Consider the following 16,423-nt stretch of genomic DNA (forward strand, 5'->3'; position numbering starts at 1 on the left):
CCTTTTCATGGAGTTTTTCATGCGCAAGTTCTCCTCCTGCCTGGGCGCTGCCTTGCTGGCCCTGTCCTTCACCGCAGGCGCCCAAGTGGTCGATGTGAAGAGCGCCTGGGCCCGTGCCAGCGTGCCGGGTCAAAAGGCCACCGGCGCCTTCATGACCCTCACCGCGCCAGCGGGCGCCACCTTGGTCGGCGTGCGCTCGCCGGCGGCGGGCGTGGCCGAAGTGCACGAAATGAAGATGGACGGCGACGTGATGAAAATGCGCGCCATTCCCTCCCTGGCCCTGCCCGCGGGCCAGGCGGTGGAGCTCAAACCCGGTGGCTACCACCTCATGCTGCTCGACCTGAAGGCGCCACTGGCCAAGGACAGCCAGGTGCCCATCACCTTGGTGCTGCGCGACGCCAAGGGCGTGGAAAGCCAGTTGGAGCTCAAAGTGCCGGTCCAGGCCGTGGCGCCGGCAGGCGGCATGGCCGGGCATTCGCACTGAGCTTCCGGGCGGTCGTCCTCGTCCGCCCAATCGTTGTCCCGCATGGCGGGGACGGATGGCCTTCAGTTAAGCTGAGCCCCCTCAGAACACACAATGACGGAGCAAGGCATGAGCGATTCCACCCCCTTCGGTTTTGGTAAGTTGGTCCCGGGTTTCGAGTTCCTGCAAAACCTGGCCCAATCCGCGGTCAAAGGTGCGTCGCAAGGCCTGCCGCACATGCCCAGCCTGTCCCATTGGGTGGCGCCGACCATGAACGTCGAAGAGCTGGAAAAGCGCATCGAAGAGCTCAAGGCCGTGCAGTTCTGGCTGGATCAAAACTCGCGGGCCCTCAGCGCCACGGTGCAGGCGCTGGAGGTGCAAAAAATGACCTTGGCCACGCTCAAGGGCATGAACTTCAGCATGGGCGACCTGGCCGAGTCCTTCAAGCTCAAGACAGCCGACGTGATGGCCAACGTGCAAAAAGCCAGCGACACCTTCACCGGTGCCGCGCGCGCAGCGGCCAGCGCCGCCGGCCCCACCCCGGCGCCGCCGCCAGAACCCACCCCCGCCCCTGAGGCCGCGCCCCCCGCGCCTGAAGCGGCCGCGCCGGCGGCAGACGCCGAGGCCGCCCGCCCCGGCGTGGTCGACCCGCTGCAGTGGTGGGGTGCGCTGACCCAGCAGTTCCAACACATTGCCAGCAGCGCTTTGAAGGACGCTGCTTCCGCCAGCGCCCTGGACGGCAGCCACCAGTTGGCCCGCGAGGCCTTCAAGACCGCCGCAGAGACGGTGGCCAAGACCGTGGGCGCCGGCCTGGAGGCCGCCAAGGCCGGCACACGTGCTGCGGCGCCCAAAGCGGCCAAGGCCGCCGCCAAAAAGCCAGCCGCCCCGGCGGCCAAAAAAGCCCCGGCCAAGAAGGCCGCCACCAAGGCCCCTGCACGGCGCAGCAGTCGCTGAGAGGGTCGGCCCGCCCAACTTGCGTGCGGCGGGCCATTTTTGCGGTTGAATGGGGGGTCTGACCTAGCGGAGCCTCCATGTCTCTTTTCCCTTCGGGCCATGCCACCCACCCCCAGTGGCGCATGGCCGCCAGCCTGGTGCTGGCGCAGTTGCGTGCCCAGATGGCCTTGCCCGAGTACGCGCACAGCCCCTCGCTGGGCCTGCTCTACATCACCGACCACTACGCGCCCGAGGCGCAAGACCTGCTCGATTTCCTGTCGGCAGAGCTGCCCGAAGTCACCGACTGGGCCGGCACCGTGGGTGTGGGCGTGTCGGCCAACAACGCCGAATACTTTGACGAGCCCGCCCTCAGCGTGCTGCTGTGCGACCTGCCAGCCCACCACTACCGGGTGTTCTCCGGTGTGGCGCCGCTGGGCCTGGGTTTTGAGCCCCACACCGCCTTGGTCCATGCCGACGCCAGCACGCCTGATGTGGCCGAGCTGATTGCCGAAATGGCCGAGCGCACGGCCACCGGTTACCTGTTTGGCGGCCTCGCCGCCAGTCGCCAGGGCACGGTGCAGTTCGCCATGGGGGGCGACGGCAATATGCGCGGCCAGGGCGCGGCACGCGGTGTCTTCAGCGGGGGCCTGAGCGGGGTCGCTTTTGCCGAAGACGTGGCCTTGATCTCCCGCGTCACCCAGGGTTGCCTGCCGGTGTCCAAGGTGCACGAGGTCACGGCGGTGGACGGCCATGTGCTGCTCGAATTGGATGGTGAGCCCGCGCTGGGTGTGCTGCTGCGCGACCTGCAGGTCAGCCTGGATTTGCAAGGCCCGCAACGCAGCCCGGCGCTGCAAAAAGCGCTGGAAGTGGTGCGCTCCACCCTGGTGGGCCTGAGCTCGCCCGGCCAGGACAGCGTGGACCGCAGCGGCCACTTTGGCGCCGACGTGCTGGTGCGCCACATCATTGGCCTGGACCCGGCGCGCCAAGGCATTGCCGTGGCCCACCCGCTGGAAGTGGGCTTGCGGCTGGCCTTTTGCCAGCGCCATGTGCAGGCCGCGCGCGCCGACCTGATGCGCATCTGCGCTGAAATCCGCGAGGAGCTGGAGCCCGAGATGTGGCCGGCCGACCTGGCCACCCCCGGGGCGGGTGGCAGCGCTGCGGTGGCGCCGCAGCCGGCGCGGCGCATCGCGGGCGCGGTGTATGTGAGTTGCTCCGGGCGCGGAGGGCCGCATTTCGGCGGTCCCAGCGCCGAGCTGCAAATCCTGCGGCATGCCCTGGGCGACGTGCCCCTGGCCGGCTTCTTTGCGGGCGGCGAGATCGCCCGCCAGCACCTGTATGGCTACACCGGGGTGCTGACGGTGTTCACCACGCCGGCCTGAGCCTGGGCGATCAGGCGGTCGAACAGGCCACTGAGCAGCGCTTGTTCGCTGGGGCTGAGGCTGCCAAAGATGGCTTGGTTGCGCTGCTCGATCAGGGCCATGACCTGTTGCCAGGCGCGGCGGCCCGCTTCGGTCAGGCTCAGCACCACGCCGCGGCCGTCGTGCTCGCTGCCGGTTTTGCTGACCAGACCTTGCTCGACCAGGGACTGCGCCGCTCGGCTGGCCTGGCCTTTGTTGAGGTTGGCGCTGCGCGCCAGCGCGTTCACCGACAGGGGCTCAAACGCGCCGATCGAGGCCAGGCAGCGCCCGTCGCTCATCGACAGACCCGTTTGCGCGAGGTACGCGCGTTGGCTCTCCTGGTCGGTCAGCTTGTGCAGCAGGTGCAGTCGGTAGCTCAGGGTGCGTTCCAGGGCCAGGGGCGAGGCCGGGTCAGCGGGGTCAAGGCGTGGGTCCATGGCTCAAGTCTAAGACCAGGCCCTTGGGGCGGACCCGCTGGTGGACGGTCGTGGGATCGCCCACAATCCAGCGCGCAGCCCCCTGGCTTGCACCCACTTCAGCAGGAGACGCTTTCGATGTCCGATTCCCCCTCAACCCTTTCCCGGCGCCAGTGGCTGGGCCGTGGTGGCGCCGCCCTCGCGGCCTGGAGCCTGGGCGCCTGGACTTCGCCCGCCTTCGCCCAGCCGCGCCCGTTGCCGGCGTACGCCGCCTGGAAGGACGCCCCGTCCCTGATCGTGCACAGCAACACCACGATGGAGACCCGGCGCGGCGCTTTTGGCACCAGCGTCATCACACCGAGCAACCAGCTCTACATCCGCAACAACCTGCCGCCCCCGGAAGCTGCCATCTTGGCTCAGCGCGACGAGTGGGTGCTGGAGCTCGTGGGTGTGGCCCAGGCGCGCAGCCTGCGCCTGGCCGAGCTCAAGACCCTGGGCCTGGAGACCGTGGCCACCGTGTTGCAGTGCTCGGGCAATGGCCGCGCCTTCTTCCCCGGCAAACCGAGCGGCACGCCCTGGACCGTGGGCGCTGCCGGTTGCGTGGTCTGGAGCGGGGTGCCCGTGCGCAACGTGGTCAAGGCCTTGGGCGGTGTTCAGGACGGCATGAAGTTCTTGACCGGGACCGGTGGGGAGAAGCTGCCTGAGGGCATCGACCCCAAGAGCCTGGTGGTCGAACGGTCGGTGCCCCTGGCGGCGCTGGACGACGCCCTGCTGGCCTGGGAAATGAATGGTGAGCCGCTGTCGCTGGCGCATGGCGGGCCGCTGCGCCTGATCGTGCCGGGCTACCAGGGCGTGAACAACATCAAGTACATCCAGCGCCTGGCCTTCACGGCCCGCGAGACGGATGCGCGCATCATGGCCCACGGCTACCGACTCACGCCGCCGGGCCAGCAGCCTGACCCGGCCCAACCCTCGGTCTGGGAGATGGGCGTGAAGTCCTGGATCAACAGCCCCCAACCGGCCCAGGAGCCGCTGGCCGCCGGCCCGGTGCTGATCCATGGCGTGGCGTTTGGCGGTGTGCGCGGGGTGCAGCAGGTTGAGGTCTCGGTGGATGGCGGCAAGCAGTGGAAGCCGGCTGAACTGGTGGGGCCCGACCTGGGCCGCTTTGCCTGGCGCCAGTTCGCTTTCAAGACCACCCTGGCCAGTGGCACCCACCTGCTGGTCTGCCGGGCCACCGACACGGCGGGCCAGGTGCAGCCCCAGGCCCGGATGGACAACACCGGCGGCTACAACAACACCAGTTGGCTCGACCATGGCGTCAAAGTCCAGGTGGCTTGAGCCGATGCGCGCCATGCGAGGCGCTGCGGCCTGGCTGCTGGGCGCTGCCGCGTTGACCGGCGCCGGGGCGGTGCTGGCCCAGAACGCGTCGGAGCTGGCCTCGCAGCGCGGCCGTCAACTTTTCAACCAGGGCGCACCGGCCTGTGCGCTGTGCCACACCCTGAAGGACGCGGGCGCCACGGGTGAGATCGGCCCGGTGCTCGACGAGCTGCAACCCGAGGCCGACCGCGTGCTGCGCGCCCTGCGCCAGGGCGTGGGCGTGATGCCCTCGTTTGCCGGGCGCCTCAATGAGGCCGATCTGCAGGCCCTGGCCCAGTACGTGGCGCGGGCCAGCCGAGGCCAACCCTGAGCGGGGGCGGGGCGCCAGACCGGGTGATGAGGGCCCGGGCCTGACGCGTCACAAGCCCGGGGCACAATGCCCCTGGTCACGGTGGCCCGGGTTGGCTGGGCCCCGGCCCCGACCTGTTCCTAAGGACTTTTCGCCATGGCCTCATCCGCGCCCCCGCCCGCTGCCGGCGGGCTTGCCGAGCCCGCCCACCCCAACCAGTTTGCCCTGCTGGGCCAGCGCCGCTTCGCCCCGTTTTTCTGGACCCAGTTCGCCGGTGCGGCCAACGACAACCTGTTCAAGTTCGCCTTCACGGTGATGGTGACCTACCAGCTGCAGGTGGCCTGGCTGCCGTCCAGCCTGGCGGGGCTGGTGATCGGGGCGCTGTTCATCTTGCCCTTCCTGCTGTTCTCGGCCACCTCGGGCCAGCTGGCCGACCGCTGGGACAAGACCCGGCTGATGCGCCTGGTCAAGAACCTGGAGATCGCCATCATGCTGATCGCGGCCTGGGGCTTTGTCCAAAGCCAGGTGCCGGTGCTGCTGCTGTGCACCTTTTTGATGGGCCTGCACAGCACCTTGTTTGGCCCGGTCAAGTTTGCCTACCTGCCCCAGGTGCTCAATGAGCGCGAGCTGACCGGGGGCAACGGCATGGTCGAGATGGGGACTTTCGTGGCCATTTTGCTGGGTCAAGTGGCCGGCGGCCTGCTGGTGGCCGTGCCCGGCGTGGGGCCGAGCTGGGTCGCGCTGGGCTGCGTCGGCGTGGCTTTGTTGGGCCGGGGGGTGGTGCAGTTCATTCCGGCGGCCCCGGCCACCGACCCCGGCCTGAAGATCAACTGGAACCCCTTCACCGAAACCGTGCGCAACCTGCGCCTGGCGCGGCAGAGCCCGGTGGTGTTCCGCTCCCTGCTGGGCATCAGCTGGATGTGGTTTTTTGGCGCGGTGTTCTTGAGTCAGTTCCCCAGTTTTGCCAAGGACGTGCTGCATGGTGACGAGCAGGTGGCGTCGCTGCTGCTGGTGGTGTTTTCGGTCGGCATTGGTGTGGGCTCGCTGCTGTGTGAGCTGCTCTCGCGCCGCCATGTGGAGATCGGCCTGGTGCCCTTGGGCGCCATCGGCATGAGCGTGTTCGCGGTGGACCTGTACTTCGCTTCGCGCGGGCTGCCGGCCTCGGCGCCGCAGGGTCTGGCCACCTTTGTGGCGCAGGGCGCGCACTGGCGGGTGCTGGCCGACCTGGCGCTGCTGAGCCTGTTTGCCGGCCTCTACAGCGTGCCCATGTACGCGCTGATCCAGCTGCGCAGCCAGCCCACGCACCGGGCTCGCATCATCGCGGCCAACAACATCCTGAACGCGCTGTTCATGATCGCCAGCGCGGTGCTGGCAGGGGCCTTGCTGGCGCTGGGTTGCAGCATCGCCCAGGTGTTCCTGTTCGTGGGGCTGGCCAATGCGGTGGTAGCGACTTACATCTTCCTGCTGGTGCCCGAGTACCTGCTGCGCTTTGTGTCCTGGGGCCTGTCGCGCTTCATCTACCGCTTTCGCGTGCAGGGCGACCAGCACCTGCCGACCCAGGGGGCGGCGGTGCTGGCCTGCAACCATGTGAGCTTCATTGACGCAGTGCTGCTGATGGCCGCCAGCCCGCGCCCGATCTACTTTTTGATGGACCACCGCATCTTCCGCCTGCCGGTGCTGGGCACGCTGTTCCGGCTGGCGCGGGCGATTCCGATTGCGCCGCAAAAAGAAGACCCGGTGGCCTACGAAGCCGCTTTTGATCGGGCCGCCCAGGTGCTGCGCGAAGGCGATTTGCTGGCCATCTTTCCGGAAGGCGGCATCACACGCGATGGGCAGTTGCAACCCTTCAAGGGCGGCATCGTCAAGATCTTGCAGCGCGCCCACGAGGACGGGCTGGCGCCGCCGGTGATCCCGATGGCGCTGACCAACCTGTGGGGTTCCTTCTTCAGCCGCATCGAGCTGCGCGGCGGCGAGCCGGCGGCCATGGTGCGGCCCTTCCGCCGGGGCGTGTTCAACCGCGTGGGCCTGAACGTGGGCCCCGCCCTGTCGCCGGAGGGCCTGAGCCCCGAGCTGCTGCGAGCGCAGGTGGCGCAGCTGCTGGCGCCCGCGTCGGCGCCGACCTGAGGCCGCAGGCCCGAGGCCCTGCGCGAGGCTCGAGGTTCAGTCGGCCTGGGCTTCGACTTCGAAGCTCAGGCCCGCGTGGGCGCGCAGGCGCGTGATCAGGGCCTGGCCCAGCGCCGACGCCGAGGTCCAGATGCCGCCCGCGGTGTCTTGGCGGTCTTGCAGCAGGCAGACCGCCGACTCAGTGATCATCTTCGAGGTGGAGCCATAGCCTGGATCGCGGTCGCCCTTGACGCCCACGCGCAGGCTGTGGCCGGCGCTGTCCTGGCCCAGGAACAGCAGGTCGTAGAAGCCGGCCTCGCGTTCTTCACGCGAGGGGCCTTCGCCGGGCTGGAGGCCGCCTTCGGCGCCCAGCGACTTGTCGGCCGCCACGGCCTGGGCGATGGCCTGGCCCTTGTCGCCCGCGCCGGTGATCAGCATCTCGTCGTAGACAAAGTCGGCACCATACGCCTGACCCAGCAGGAAGTTGCTGCGGTGGATGTTGCGCGTGTTGATGGCCGCCATCACAAAGGGCGCCACCCACAGGCCCAGGGCTTCGTCGATCATGGGCTTGTGGCCCGGTGGCTGGGCTGGGCCCTCAAAACCGGGCGTCAGCGAGAAGGGGTTGCGCAGCAAGGCCATCACCGCCGGGTCTTGCGCGGCCGCGGCCAAGGTCGCTTTGAGGCTGGCGGCGGTGCCGCCCGAGAAGGTGCCCTTCATCTTGCGCACCCGACCGCGCACCCGCTGGGCGGGCTGGCCGAAGCGGGCCTTCATCTCGTCTTGCAGCAGCAGCACGCCGAGGTCAAACGGCACCGAGTCAAAGCCGCAGGAGAACACGATGCGCGCGCCGCTGGCCTGGGCCGTGGCCTGGTGCGCGTCGATCATCTGGCGCATCCAGGCGGGCTCGCCGCACAGGTCCACATAGTCCACGCCAGCCTGGGCGCAGGCGGCGACCAGCGGGCTGCCGTAGAGCTGGTATGGGCCCACGGTGCTGAGCACCAGGCGGGTCTGGGCCATCAGGGCCTGCAGGCTGTCGGCACTGGCGCTGTCGGTCACGATCAGCGGGGTGTCCGCGGGGGCGCCGACTTCGTCGCGCACGGCGGCCAGCTTGGCGGCGCTGCGTCCGCCCATGGCCCAGCGCAGGCCGCTGCCGGCGGGGTAGCGTTGCAGCAGGTACTCCACCACCAGGCGGCCGGTGAAGCCGGTGGCGCCGTGCACCACCAGGTCAAAAGGTTTCTTGCTCATGGCTTGGGTCTCCTCGGTCTGAGCCGCTGGGCGTGGACCCGGGATCGGGCCTGACCGGCAGGGCATGGGGCGGGATTGTGGCGCCCGGTAGCGCGCCGGTCTGTCGCCCAGGTGCCGCCCGGTCCGGGGCCCGCCGCTAGCGGGTCATGCTGGAGAAGGCGATCGCGCCCAGGGCCCGGCCCTGGCGGTCGCTCACGGTGCTGAGCGCCTTGAAGGCCTGGGCCTGCAGGCTGTCGGGCAGGCGCACCAGGCTCAGGCCTTCGACCACGGTGTCGCCCTTGAGCAGGGTCCACATCAGAAAGCGCAGCGCGCGCTCGGTGGCCTCGGGCTGGGCGCTGACGCGCGGCAGCAGCACAAAGCTGCCCATGGCGATGGGCCAGCTGGCGGCGCCGGGGCGCTGCGTCAGCGGGGCGTGGAAGTCGCCTTTGCTGACCCAGTCGCTGGCGCGCAGGGCGGCGCGAAAGCCCGCCATGCTGGGCGCCACAAACACCCCGGCCGCGTTGCGCAACTGGGCCGGGTTGAGGCCGTACTCGCCCACGTAGTTGAAGTCCACATAGCCGATGGTGCCCACCGTGTCCTGCACGGCCTGCACCACGCCCTGGCTGCCCTTGGCGCGGCCCACGCTGTCAACCCAGGCGATCTGGGTTTGGCGCCCGTACTGGCTTTGCCAGGCCGGGCTGACGCGCGACAGGTAGTCGGTGACGTAGTAAGTGGTGCCCGAGCCGTCGCTGCGTGCGATCGGGCGGATGGGCAGGTCGGGCAGGGTGAGGTCGGGGTTCAGGGCCTGCAGTTCGGGCGCGTTCCAGCGCGTGAGCCGGCCCAGGTAGATGTCGGCCAGCAGCTCGCCGCTCAGGCGCAGGCGGCCCCGGGGCACGCGCGGCAGGTTGACCACGGGCACGGCCCCGCTGACGAAGGTGGGCACCAGCACCAGTTGGTCGCGCTGCAGTTCGGCTTCGCTGGGTGCCACGTCGGACGCCCCAAAAGCCACCTCACCGGCGCGGATTTTTTTCAGGCCCGCCGAGGAGCCGCTGGCCTCGTAATTCAAGGTGACCTGGTGTTGCTGGCCATAGGCCTGACCCCAGGCGCGGTAGAGCAGGGCGGCGGCCGAGGAGCCCGCGCCGCTCAGGGTCTCCGCCGCCAGGACGGGGCTGATGCTGAGGGCCCAGCACAGGGCCGCGAGCAGGGCCGTGGGCCCTGGCGCGCCCGAGCGTGAGCGCCAGACCAGGGCTTGGCGGGCCGCCGTCAAAAAGCCGAAAGAGGTGGACATGGTGGCAACAGCGCGCCACCGCCCAGGCGGGGGTGAACAGCGCCCAAAAAGCGCTGATCCTAAGCGAGCTTTGTGACAAACGCTCGCGGGCTGGACCGGTCTCAGCCCTGGCTGGCGTGGATGCTGTCGCGCACCCGGGGGTAGATCTGCTGGTTCCACTTGCGTCCGCTGAACACACCATAGTGGCCCACGCCGGTCTGCACATGGTGGTTCTTCAGGTAGGGGCGCACATTGCTGCACAGGTCTTGCGCGGCCACGGTCTGGCCCACGGCACAGATGTCGTCGCGCTCGCCTTCGACGGTCAGCAAGGCCGTCCGGCGGATGGCGGCGGGGTTCACGGTGCGGCCCCGGAAGGTCAGCTTGCCCAGCGGCAGGTCATAGGTCTGGAACACTTTCTCCACCGTCTCCAGGTAGAACTCGGCGGGCAGGTCGTTCACCGCCAGGTACTCCTCGTAGAAGTTCTTCAAGGTGTCGGCTTCGTCAAATTCGCCGTCCACCAGGTGCTGGTACAGGTTCTTGAAGGACTGCTTGTGCCGCTCCGGGTTCATGCTGAGGAAGGCGCTCAGCTGCACAAAGCCGGGGTAGACGCGGCGCATGAAGCCGGCGTGGGGCCAGGGCACATGGCTGATCAGGTTCTTCTCGAACCACTCGATGGGCTGGCTGATGGCCAGGCGGTTCACCTCGGTGGGGTTGACTCGGCAGTCCACCGGGCCGGCCATCAGGGTCAGGCTGCGCGGCTGGGCCGGGTCCTTGTCCTCGGCCAGCAAGGCGGTGGCGGCCAAGGCGGCCACGCAGGGTTGGCAGACGGCGATCAGGTGGCTGCCCTCGCCCAGGTGGCGCATGAAGCGCATCAGGTAGTCGATGTAGTCGTCCAGGCCAAACGCGCCGGCGTGCAAGGGCACGTCGCGGGCGTTGTGCCAGTCGGTGATGTAGACGTCGTGGTCCTGCAGCAGGGTGCGCGCGGTCTCGCGCAGCAAGGTGGCGAAGTGGCCCGACAGCGGGGCCGCCAGCAGCACCACGGGCAGGGCCGGCTGGCCTGGCAGGCGCGGCTTGGCAAAGTGCAGCAGGGTGCCAAAAGGCAGGGTCAGCACGGCTTGCTCGGTCACCGGCACCGACTGCCCGTCCACCAGCACCTCGGTGATGGCATAGGGTGGGCGGCTGTGCGTCAAGCGCAGGCGTGAGAACACCTCGCTGGCGGCGGCCACCTGGCGCAGGGCGCTGCGCTCGGTGCCGGGCCACAGCAGGGCCGAGCCCAGGTGCTGGGCCAGCAAACGCAGCGGGGACATCAGATCAGACTGAAATTGATAGGCCTGATACAGCATGGCAGTCTTTCGGTGTGGTGCGGGACTGAGGCAAGTTGCGGGCCAAGCTGGGTACCCGAAGCGGTGCATGTGCGGGCTTCGGGGCATGGCACGGGCCTTGCAGGACGCTGACACGACACAGGAGCAAGCCATGGCCAAAGCGGTTTTGACGATCAGCAGCAAAAACTACGGAGCCTGGGCCTTGCGCGGCTGGCTGATGGCCCGATTGGCCGGTTTGCCCTTCAGCGAGAAGGTGATCTCCCCGGACGACCCCGACATGAAGGCCGAGATGCTCCTGCTGTCGGCCTCGATGCGTGTGCGGGCGCTGGACCACGAAGGCATCCACGTCTGGGACACCCTGGCGATTGGCGAGTACCTCAACGAGGTCTGCCCTGACGCGGGCCTGCTGCCCGAAGACCGCGCGGCGCGCGCCCACTGCCGTGCCATTTGCGGTGAGATGCACTCGGGCTTCAGCGCCTTGCGCTCCTCCTTGCCCATGAACATCAAGGCGCATTTCCCCAACTACAAGCTGTGGTCGCGGGCGCAAAGCGATGTCGACCGCATCTTGGTGATCTGGAACGAGTGCCTGAGCCGCTACGGTGGCCCCTACCTGTTTGGCGTGCAGCCCTGCATCGCCGACGCCATGTTCGCGCCCGTGGTGACGCGCTTCATGACCTATGACGTGGCGCTGGACCTGCCCAGCGCCGACTACTGCCGCACCGTGATGGCCTTGCCTGCCATGCAGGAATGGGTGGCTGCCGCGCAGCAAGAGCCCGACGAAATCGACGAACTCGACGCCGAGTTCTGAGCCTCCGCTCAGTGGCTGGGGTCGCCGCTGCACCAGAACCCGGCGCAGCGCCGCCTCAGCACGGTGCTCAGGCCCAGGGCGTGGGCGCCGGAATGGCACACACCGGGTCCACGTCGACGGTCTTGAAGTCGGCGGGTGAGACGATTTCCAGGTACTCCATGTCGGGCGAGTAGTCGAACAAGAAGTGCCGGATGCCTGGGCGCTGGTGCACGCAGTCGCCGGCCTGCACCAGGGTTTCCTGGTCTTCGTACATGAAGCGGGCCCAGCCCTTGAGCATGATCACGATCTGAAAATCCGCCTCATGGCGGTGCCATCCCGTGCCGGTTTCGGGGGCCATATTGGCCTTCACCAGGTGCGCGATCACCTTGCCGTGGGTGGCCTCGGCCACGCCCAGGTCTCGGTACAGGAAGAAATCGCGCAGACCGCCGCTGACGTACTCGTTGTCTGTGGGCTTGACGTGCGAAAACAGGGTGGAAGTTCGGTCCAGCATGAAAGACTCCTTTCGGGGGATGGATGTGCCGCAATGGGTTTGCTGCGCTGCAACATCAAGCACAAAGCATTCCCGCTGCGGCGCCCTGTTTTGGCGCGCTGCCGTCACCTGCAGGACGCCTCGGTAGGCCCTTGCACGGCAGGCTTGGCGGGAATTGGCTAGAGTGCGGTTTGGCATCCGCCCTCCGAGTCCCCCTGCGACATTCCACAGAGAAACGAGACAAGACCGTGAGCACTTCTTCCCTCCCCACCCGTTTTGGCAGCGGCCAGGCGGTGCGCCGCCTCGAAGACGAGGCCCTGCTGCGTGGCGCTGGCCGCTACACCGACGACCTGAACCTGCCCGAGCAGCACCACTTGGTGTTTTTGCGCTCGCCCTACCCGCACGCCCGCATCGTGTCGGTGGACACCAGCACGGCCCTGGGCCTGCCCGGTGTGCTGGCGGTCTACACCGGGGCCGATCTGGTGGCTGCCGGCGTCAAGCCCTTGCCGGGCAATGCCGGCTTCAAGCGCGCCGATGGCGTGGCCGCTTCGCCGCCGCGCTGGCCGCTGGCCCATGAGCGCGTGCGCTTTGTGGGTGAGGCCGTGGCCGCTGTGGTGGCGCAGACCCCCCAGCAGGCGCGCGATGCAGCCGAGTCGGTGTGGGTGGAGTTCGAAGAACTGCCCATGGTGGTCCACCTCGACGACGCCACCCAGGCTGGCGCCCCCGCCTTGTGCGAAGCCGCCCCGGACAACATCGCCGCTGAAATGCGCCACGGCAACGCCGCCGCCACCGAGGCCGCCTTCGCCCAGGCCGCCCACGTGGTGGCGCTGGACGTGGTGCACCAGCGCTTGGCCGCGCTGACCCTGGAGCCGCGCAGCGTGCTGGCTTACCCCGACCCGGCCGATGGCCGCCTGACCCTGCGCATGAGCACCCAAATGCCCTCGGGTGTGCGCAACACCATCGTCGACACCCTGGGCCTGCCTCGGGACCGCCTGCGCGTCCAGGTGGGCGACGTCGGCGGGGGCTTTGGCATGAAGACCGGTGCCTACCCCGAAGACATGGTGCTGGCCTGGGCCGCGCACCAACTGCAGCGCCCGGTCAAATGGGTGGCCGAGCGCAGCGAGGAATTCCTCTCGTCCAGCCACGGCCGCGATCTGCAGTCGCGCGCCGAGATGGCCCTGGCCGCCGATGGCCGCATCCTGGCCCTGCGACTGCGCTCGCTCGCCAATGTGGGCGCCTACGCCACAGGCACGGGCGTGGCGATTCAGTTGCTCATTGGCCCCTGGGTGCAGACCAGTGTTTACGACATCCAGACCATCGACTTCCAGTTCAAGGCGGTGCTGACCAACACCGCGCCCACCGGGGCCTACCGCGGCGCGGGCCGGCCCGAGGCCATCTTCACCATGGAGCGGCTGATGGACGAGGCTGCGCGCCAGATCGGCATGGACCGCCTCGCGCTGCGCCGGCGCAACTTCATCCAGCCCGCGCAAATGCCCTACAAAAACCCCATGGGCCAGACCTACGACACCGGCTGCTTCGAAAAGGTCATGGACCAAGCACTGGCCCTGGCCGACTGGGACGGCTTTGCCCAGCGCGCCGAGGCTTCGCGCCAGCGTGGCCTGCTGCGCGGCCAGGGCATTGCCACCTTCCTGGAGTGGACGGGGGGCAATGTGTTCGAGGAACGCGTCACCGTCACCGTGCTGCCTGACGAGACCATCGAAGTCTTCTCCGCCGTCAATGCCATGGGCCAGGGCATTGCCACCACGCTGGCCCAGCTGGTGGTGGATGTGTTTGATGTGCCCATCGAGCGCGTGCGCGTGGTGCTGGGCGACACCGACCGGGGCGACGGCTTTGGCAGTGCGGGGTCGCGTTCGCTGTTCACCGGCGGCTCGGCGGTGCGCGTGGGGGCCGAGCGCACCATCGAGCACGCCAAGGCGCTGGCGGCTGCCGAGCTGGAGGTGGCGGTCGAAGACATCGCCTACGCGGCGGGCCGCTTCAGCGTGGCCGGCACCGATCTGGGCATTGACCTGTTTGCGCTGGCGCGCGCTCAAAGTGAGCAGCGCATCCACATCGACTCCACCAGCACCGTCTCGGGGCCGACCTGGCCGAACGGGTGCCACATCTGCGAGCTTGAACTCGACCCACAGACGGGCGAGCTTCAGGTGCAGGCCTATGCCTCGGTGAACGATGTGGGCCGCGTGGTCAACCCGCTGATCGTGCGGGGCCAACTGGATGGGGGCGCCGTGCAGGGCTTGGGCCAGGCCTTGTGCGAGCACCTGATGTACGACCGCGAAACCGGCCAGCTGGTCACGGGCAGCTTGATGGATTACGCCGCCCCCCGGGCCGACCAGTCGCCCGATTTCCGCACCGAAATGGACGAGTCCACCCCTTGCAAGAACAACCCGCTGGGCGTCAAGGGGGTGGGGGAGTTGGGCACCATTGGGGCCACCCCCACCTTGGTCAATGCGGTGGCCGATGCGCTGGCGCGTGGTGGCTACGCGGCACGCGCCCCCTTGCTGCAAATGCCCCTGAGCGCGGGCAAGCTTTGGGGGCTGCTGCACCCGGCAGACTGAGCGCTGACGCTGCGCCCAGGCGAAAAAAAAGCCCCTCGCTCGCGACAAGGGGCTTTTAAAAAACCTTGGAAAAACTCGAACTGGCCTGGGCCGCGCGGGCAGCGCGCAGATCAGGCCAGGGGGCCGTGCTTAGAAAGCGTGGCGGATACCGACCATGTAGTTGGAGCGGGTGTTCAGCGTCGAAGCGGCGCCGAAGATGTCCGAGCCAGCCGGGATGGCGGTCGAAGCGTAGCCAGCGTTTTGCTTGGAACGGTCGTAGTAGCCGTACACCATGGTGCGCTTGCTCAGGGTGTAGGTCGCGCCCAGGGCGGCGGTGTTGCGGCTGCCGCTCACGTTGGTGGCGGACTTGGTCTTGTCGTTGTAGTACGCGCCGACCAGGTTCACCAGCGGAGCCACTTCATAGGTCACACCCAGGGTGGCCACGTCGCTCTTCGAGCCGGAGGCCAGCTTGGTGTCCATGTAGTTGAAGTACACGCGGGCCGGACCGAAACCGTAGTTGGCGGCGACCATGGCGTTCTTGGTGCTGCCCAGGTTGGTGCTGGAGGTGGTGTTGACGTCAAACTTTTGGTAGGCGGCGCCCAGGTTCAGGCTGCCCACAGCGTAGGTGGCTTGCAGACCGTTCAGTTGACCGGCCGAAGCGGAGTTGGCCACGTTGCCAAAGCCGTGCATGGCGGCGAAGTTCACGCCAGCGATGTTCTTGCTGTAACGCACAGCGTTGTTTTGGCGGAAGGTGCCGTAGGCCAGGTAGAAGCCCGACTCGTTCACGTTGGAGATGCCCCACAGCGGGTCAAAGTTGCCATAGTGTTCGAACAGGGGGGTGTATTGGCGACCCAGGGTCACTTGGCCGAAATCACCCGCCAGGCCCACGAAGGCTTGACGACCGAAAGCCAGGCCACCTTGGCCGCGGCTGCCGTCGGCCGGGTTGAAGCCGGCTTCCAGGGTGAACAAGGCCTTCATGCCGCCGCCCAGGTCTTCTTGGCCACGGAAACCGTAACGGCTGCCGCTGATGGCGCCCGAGGTCACGGCCGACAGGTTGCCACCGGTGGGGGTGGCGTTGGTTTGGCGTTGCACGGCGGTGTCGATCACGCCATACAGCGTGACGCTGGATTGGGCGAAGGCGGCCGAGCTCAGGCTCAGAGCCAGGGCGGTCATGACGAATTTCTTGTTCATAGCAGGTCCTGTAGTCAGTTGGTTTTCAAAGGGGGGTGATGGGCCGCATCGCGCCTGTCCTTGGTGCATCAGCCCCTGAAGGCACCAAAAAGAGGCGAAATGGATTTTTCGGCCGGACTTACTTGTCTATAACGACAGAAGGCGCATTTTAGAGATGTGCGTATGTTTCGTAAGGTCTTCCGGCTGCGATTCTGTTGCAGCATGATGTCCATTAGCTGTATTCGCAGTTCAGCAGTCTGGCTAATGCGACATCGAGCCTGGGCATGGCTGGCGGGGCTGGCGGTGGCCCAGCTGTTGGCCTCATGGCCCGCGCCAAGCCGGCAGATGTGACTGTTGAGTCATTAATTTGGCTGCTGGGTCATGAATCGAATTGATGCAAGCCCGTCCTAGGGGCTTGCCCCGAGGGAGTTGGCCCGGAAATTGAAATACCTTTTGTGGCCGCCTTAGACCGGCGTTATTTATATTTGATCTCGGAGTCCATCCATGCAATTGAAGTTGAAACTCACCGCTGTCGCCGCCTTGGCTGTTTTGGCAGGTGCTGCCTCTGCGCAAGACGTGCAAGTCGTGAAGATCGGTCACGTCGCCCCGATGTCGGGCGCCCAGGCCCACTACGGC

General features: G+C 67.8%; 14 protein-coding genes and 1 pseudogene. 9 read left to right on the forward strand and 6 right to left on the reverse strand.

Features of this window, described 5'->3' with window-relative positions; genetic code table 11:
* The first annotated feature begins 19 nt into the window (after window positions 1-19).
* From PSQ39_RS20740 to PSQ39_RS20750, 3 genes are all read left to right on the forward strand, one after another.
* Window positions 20-484 (forward strand): copper chaperone PCu(A)C, encoded by a 465-nt coding sequence (locus tag PSQ39_RS20740; RefSeq protein WP_273929442.1) that lies wholly within the window; start codon window positions 20-22, stop codon window positions 482-484.
* Between the two features lie 108 nt (window positions 485-592).
* Window positions 593-1,417 (forward strand): PhaM family polyhydroxyalkanoate granule multifunctional regulatory protein, encoded by an 825-nt coding sequence (locus PSQ39_RS20745; RefSeq protein WP_273929444.1) that lies wholly within the window; start codon window positions 593-595, stop codon window positions 1,415-1,417.
* 77 nt (window positions 1,418-1,494) lie between these two features.
* A complete protein-coding gene (locus tag PSQ39_RS20750) occupies window positions 1,495-2,775 on the forward strand; it encodes an FIST signal transduction protein (RefSeq protein ID WP_273929446.1) in 1,281 nt (426 codons plus the stop codon).
* Here PSQ39_RS20750 and PSQ39_RS20755 read toward each other — a convergent pair.
* Window positions 2,736-3,230 (reverse strand): MarR family winged helix-turn-helix transcriptional regulator, encoded by a 495-nt coding sequence (locus PSQ39_RS20755; protein ID WP_273929448.1) that lies wholly within the window; start codon window positions 3,228-3,230, stop codon window positions 2,736-2,738. The genes PSQ39_RS20750 and PSQ39_RS20755 overlap by 40 nt on opposite strands.
* 117 nt (window positions 3,231-3,347) lie before the next feature.
* Here PSQ39_RS20755 and sorT point away from each other — a divergent pair, with 117 nt between their 5' ends.
* The 3 genes from sorT (at window position 3,348) to PSQ39_RS20770 (ending at window position 6,999) form a co-directional block, all read left to right on the forward strand.
* Entirely contained in the window at window positions 3,348-4,547 is a 1,200-nt protein-coding gene (gene sorT, locus PSQ39_RS20760) for a SorT family sulfite dehydrogenase catalytic subunit (protein ID WP_273929450.1), read from the forward strand.
* Between the two features lie 4 nt (window positions 4,548-4,551).
* The gene (gene sorU, locus PSQ39_RS20765) at window positions 4,552-4,896 is read left to right on the forward strand and encodes a SorU family sulfite dehydrogenase c-type cytochrome subunit (protein ID WP_409242063.1); all 345 of its coding nucleotides are present in this window, start codon (window positions 4,552-4,554) and stop codon (window positions 4,894-4,896) included.
* Between the two features lie 135 nt (window positions 4,897-5,031).
* Window positions 5,032-6,999: an MFS transporter gene (locus PSQ39_RS20770; protein ID WP_273929452.1), complete on the forward strand. Its 1,968-nt coding sequence runs from the start codon at window positions 5,032-5,034 to the stop codon at window positions 6,997-6,999.
* Window positions 7,000-7,035: 36 nt separating this feature from the next.
* Here the strand turns inward: PSQ39_RS20770 and PSQ39_RS20775 are convergent, their stop codons facing one another.
* The 3 genes from PSQ39_RS20775 to PSQ39_RS20785 all read right to left on the reverse strand — a co-directional run bounded on the left by PSQ39_RS20775 (window position 7,036) and on the right by PSQ39_RS20785 (window position 10,809).
* Window positions 7,036-8,220 (reverse strand): saccharopine dehydrogenase family protein, encoded by a 1,185-nt coding sequence (locus PSQ39_RS20775; protein ID WP_273929454.1) that lies wholly within the window; start codon window positions 8,218-8,220, stop codon window positions 7,036-7,038.
* A gap of 136 nt (window positions 8,221-8,356) precedes the next feature.
* Window positions 8,357-9,487, reverse strand: a complete 1,131-nt coding sequence (pstS, locus tag PSQ39_RS20780) for a phosphate ABC transporter substrate-binding protein PstS (protein ID WP_273929456.1) — start codon at window positions 9,485-9,487, stop codon at window positions 8,357-8,359.
* 101 nt (window positions 9,488-9,588) lie between these two features.
* On the reverse strand, window positions 9,589-10,809 hold the full coding sequence (locus tag PSQ39_RS20785; protein ID WP_273929458.1) for a polyhydroxyalkanoate depolymerase: 1,221 nt from the start codon (window positions 10,807-10,809) through the stop codon (window positions 9,589-9,591).
* Between the two features lie 130 nt (window positions 10,810-10,939).
* On the opposite strand from PSQ39_RS20785, the gene PSQ39_RS20790 reads away from it, so the two are divergent.
* A complete protein-coding gene (locus PSQ39_RS20790) occupies window positions 10,940-11,596 on the forward strand; it encodes a glutathione S-transferase (protein ID WP_273929460.1) in 657 nt (218 codons plus the stop codon).
* A 67-nt stretch (window positions 11,597-11,663) separates the two neighbouring features.
* Here PSQ39_RS20790 and PSQ39_RS20795 read toward each other — a convergent pair whose 3' ends face one another.
* Entirely contained in the window at window positions 11,664-12,086 is a 423-nt protein-coding gene (locus tag PSQ39_RS20795) for a cupin domain-containing protein (RefSeq protein WP_273929462.1), read from the reverse strand.
* Between the two features lie 227 nt (window positions 12,087-12,313).
* Between PSQ39_RS20795 and PSQ39_RS20800 the strand changes: the two genes are divergently transcribed.
* Window positions 12,314-14,638 carry a xanthine dehydrogenase family protein molybdopterin-binding subunit gene (locus tag PSQ39_RS20800; RefSeq protein WP_273929464.1) on the forward strand — a complete coding sequence of 775 codons (2,325 nt, stop codon included), beginning with the start codon at window positions 12,314-12,316 and terminating at the stop codon, window positions 14,636-14,638.
* Window positions 14,639-14,767: 129 nt separating this feature from the next.
* Here the strand turns inward: PSQ39_RS20800 and PSQ39_RS20805 are convergent, their stop codons facing one another.
* Window positions 14,768-15,808, reverse strand: coding sequence for a porin (locus tag PSQ39_RS20805; RefSeq protein ID WP_273929466.1), 1,041 nt, complete (start codon window positions 15,806-15,808; stop codon window positions 14,768-14,770).
* A gap of 483 nt (window positions 15,809-16,291) precedes the next feature.
* Here PSQ39_RS20805 and PSQ39_RS20810 point away from each other — a divergent pair.
* Window positions 16,292-16,423, forward strand: a pseudogene (locus PSQ39_RS20810) (branched-chain amino acid ABC transporter substrate-binding protein); the annotation flags it as partial.

The organism is Curvibacter microcysteis, from assembly GCF_028649455.1.
GTDB lineage: Bacteria > Pseudomonadota > Gammaproteobacteria > Burkholderiales > Burkholderiaceae_C > Curvibacter > Curvibacter microcysteis.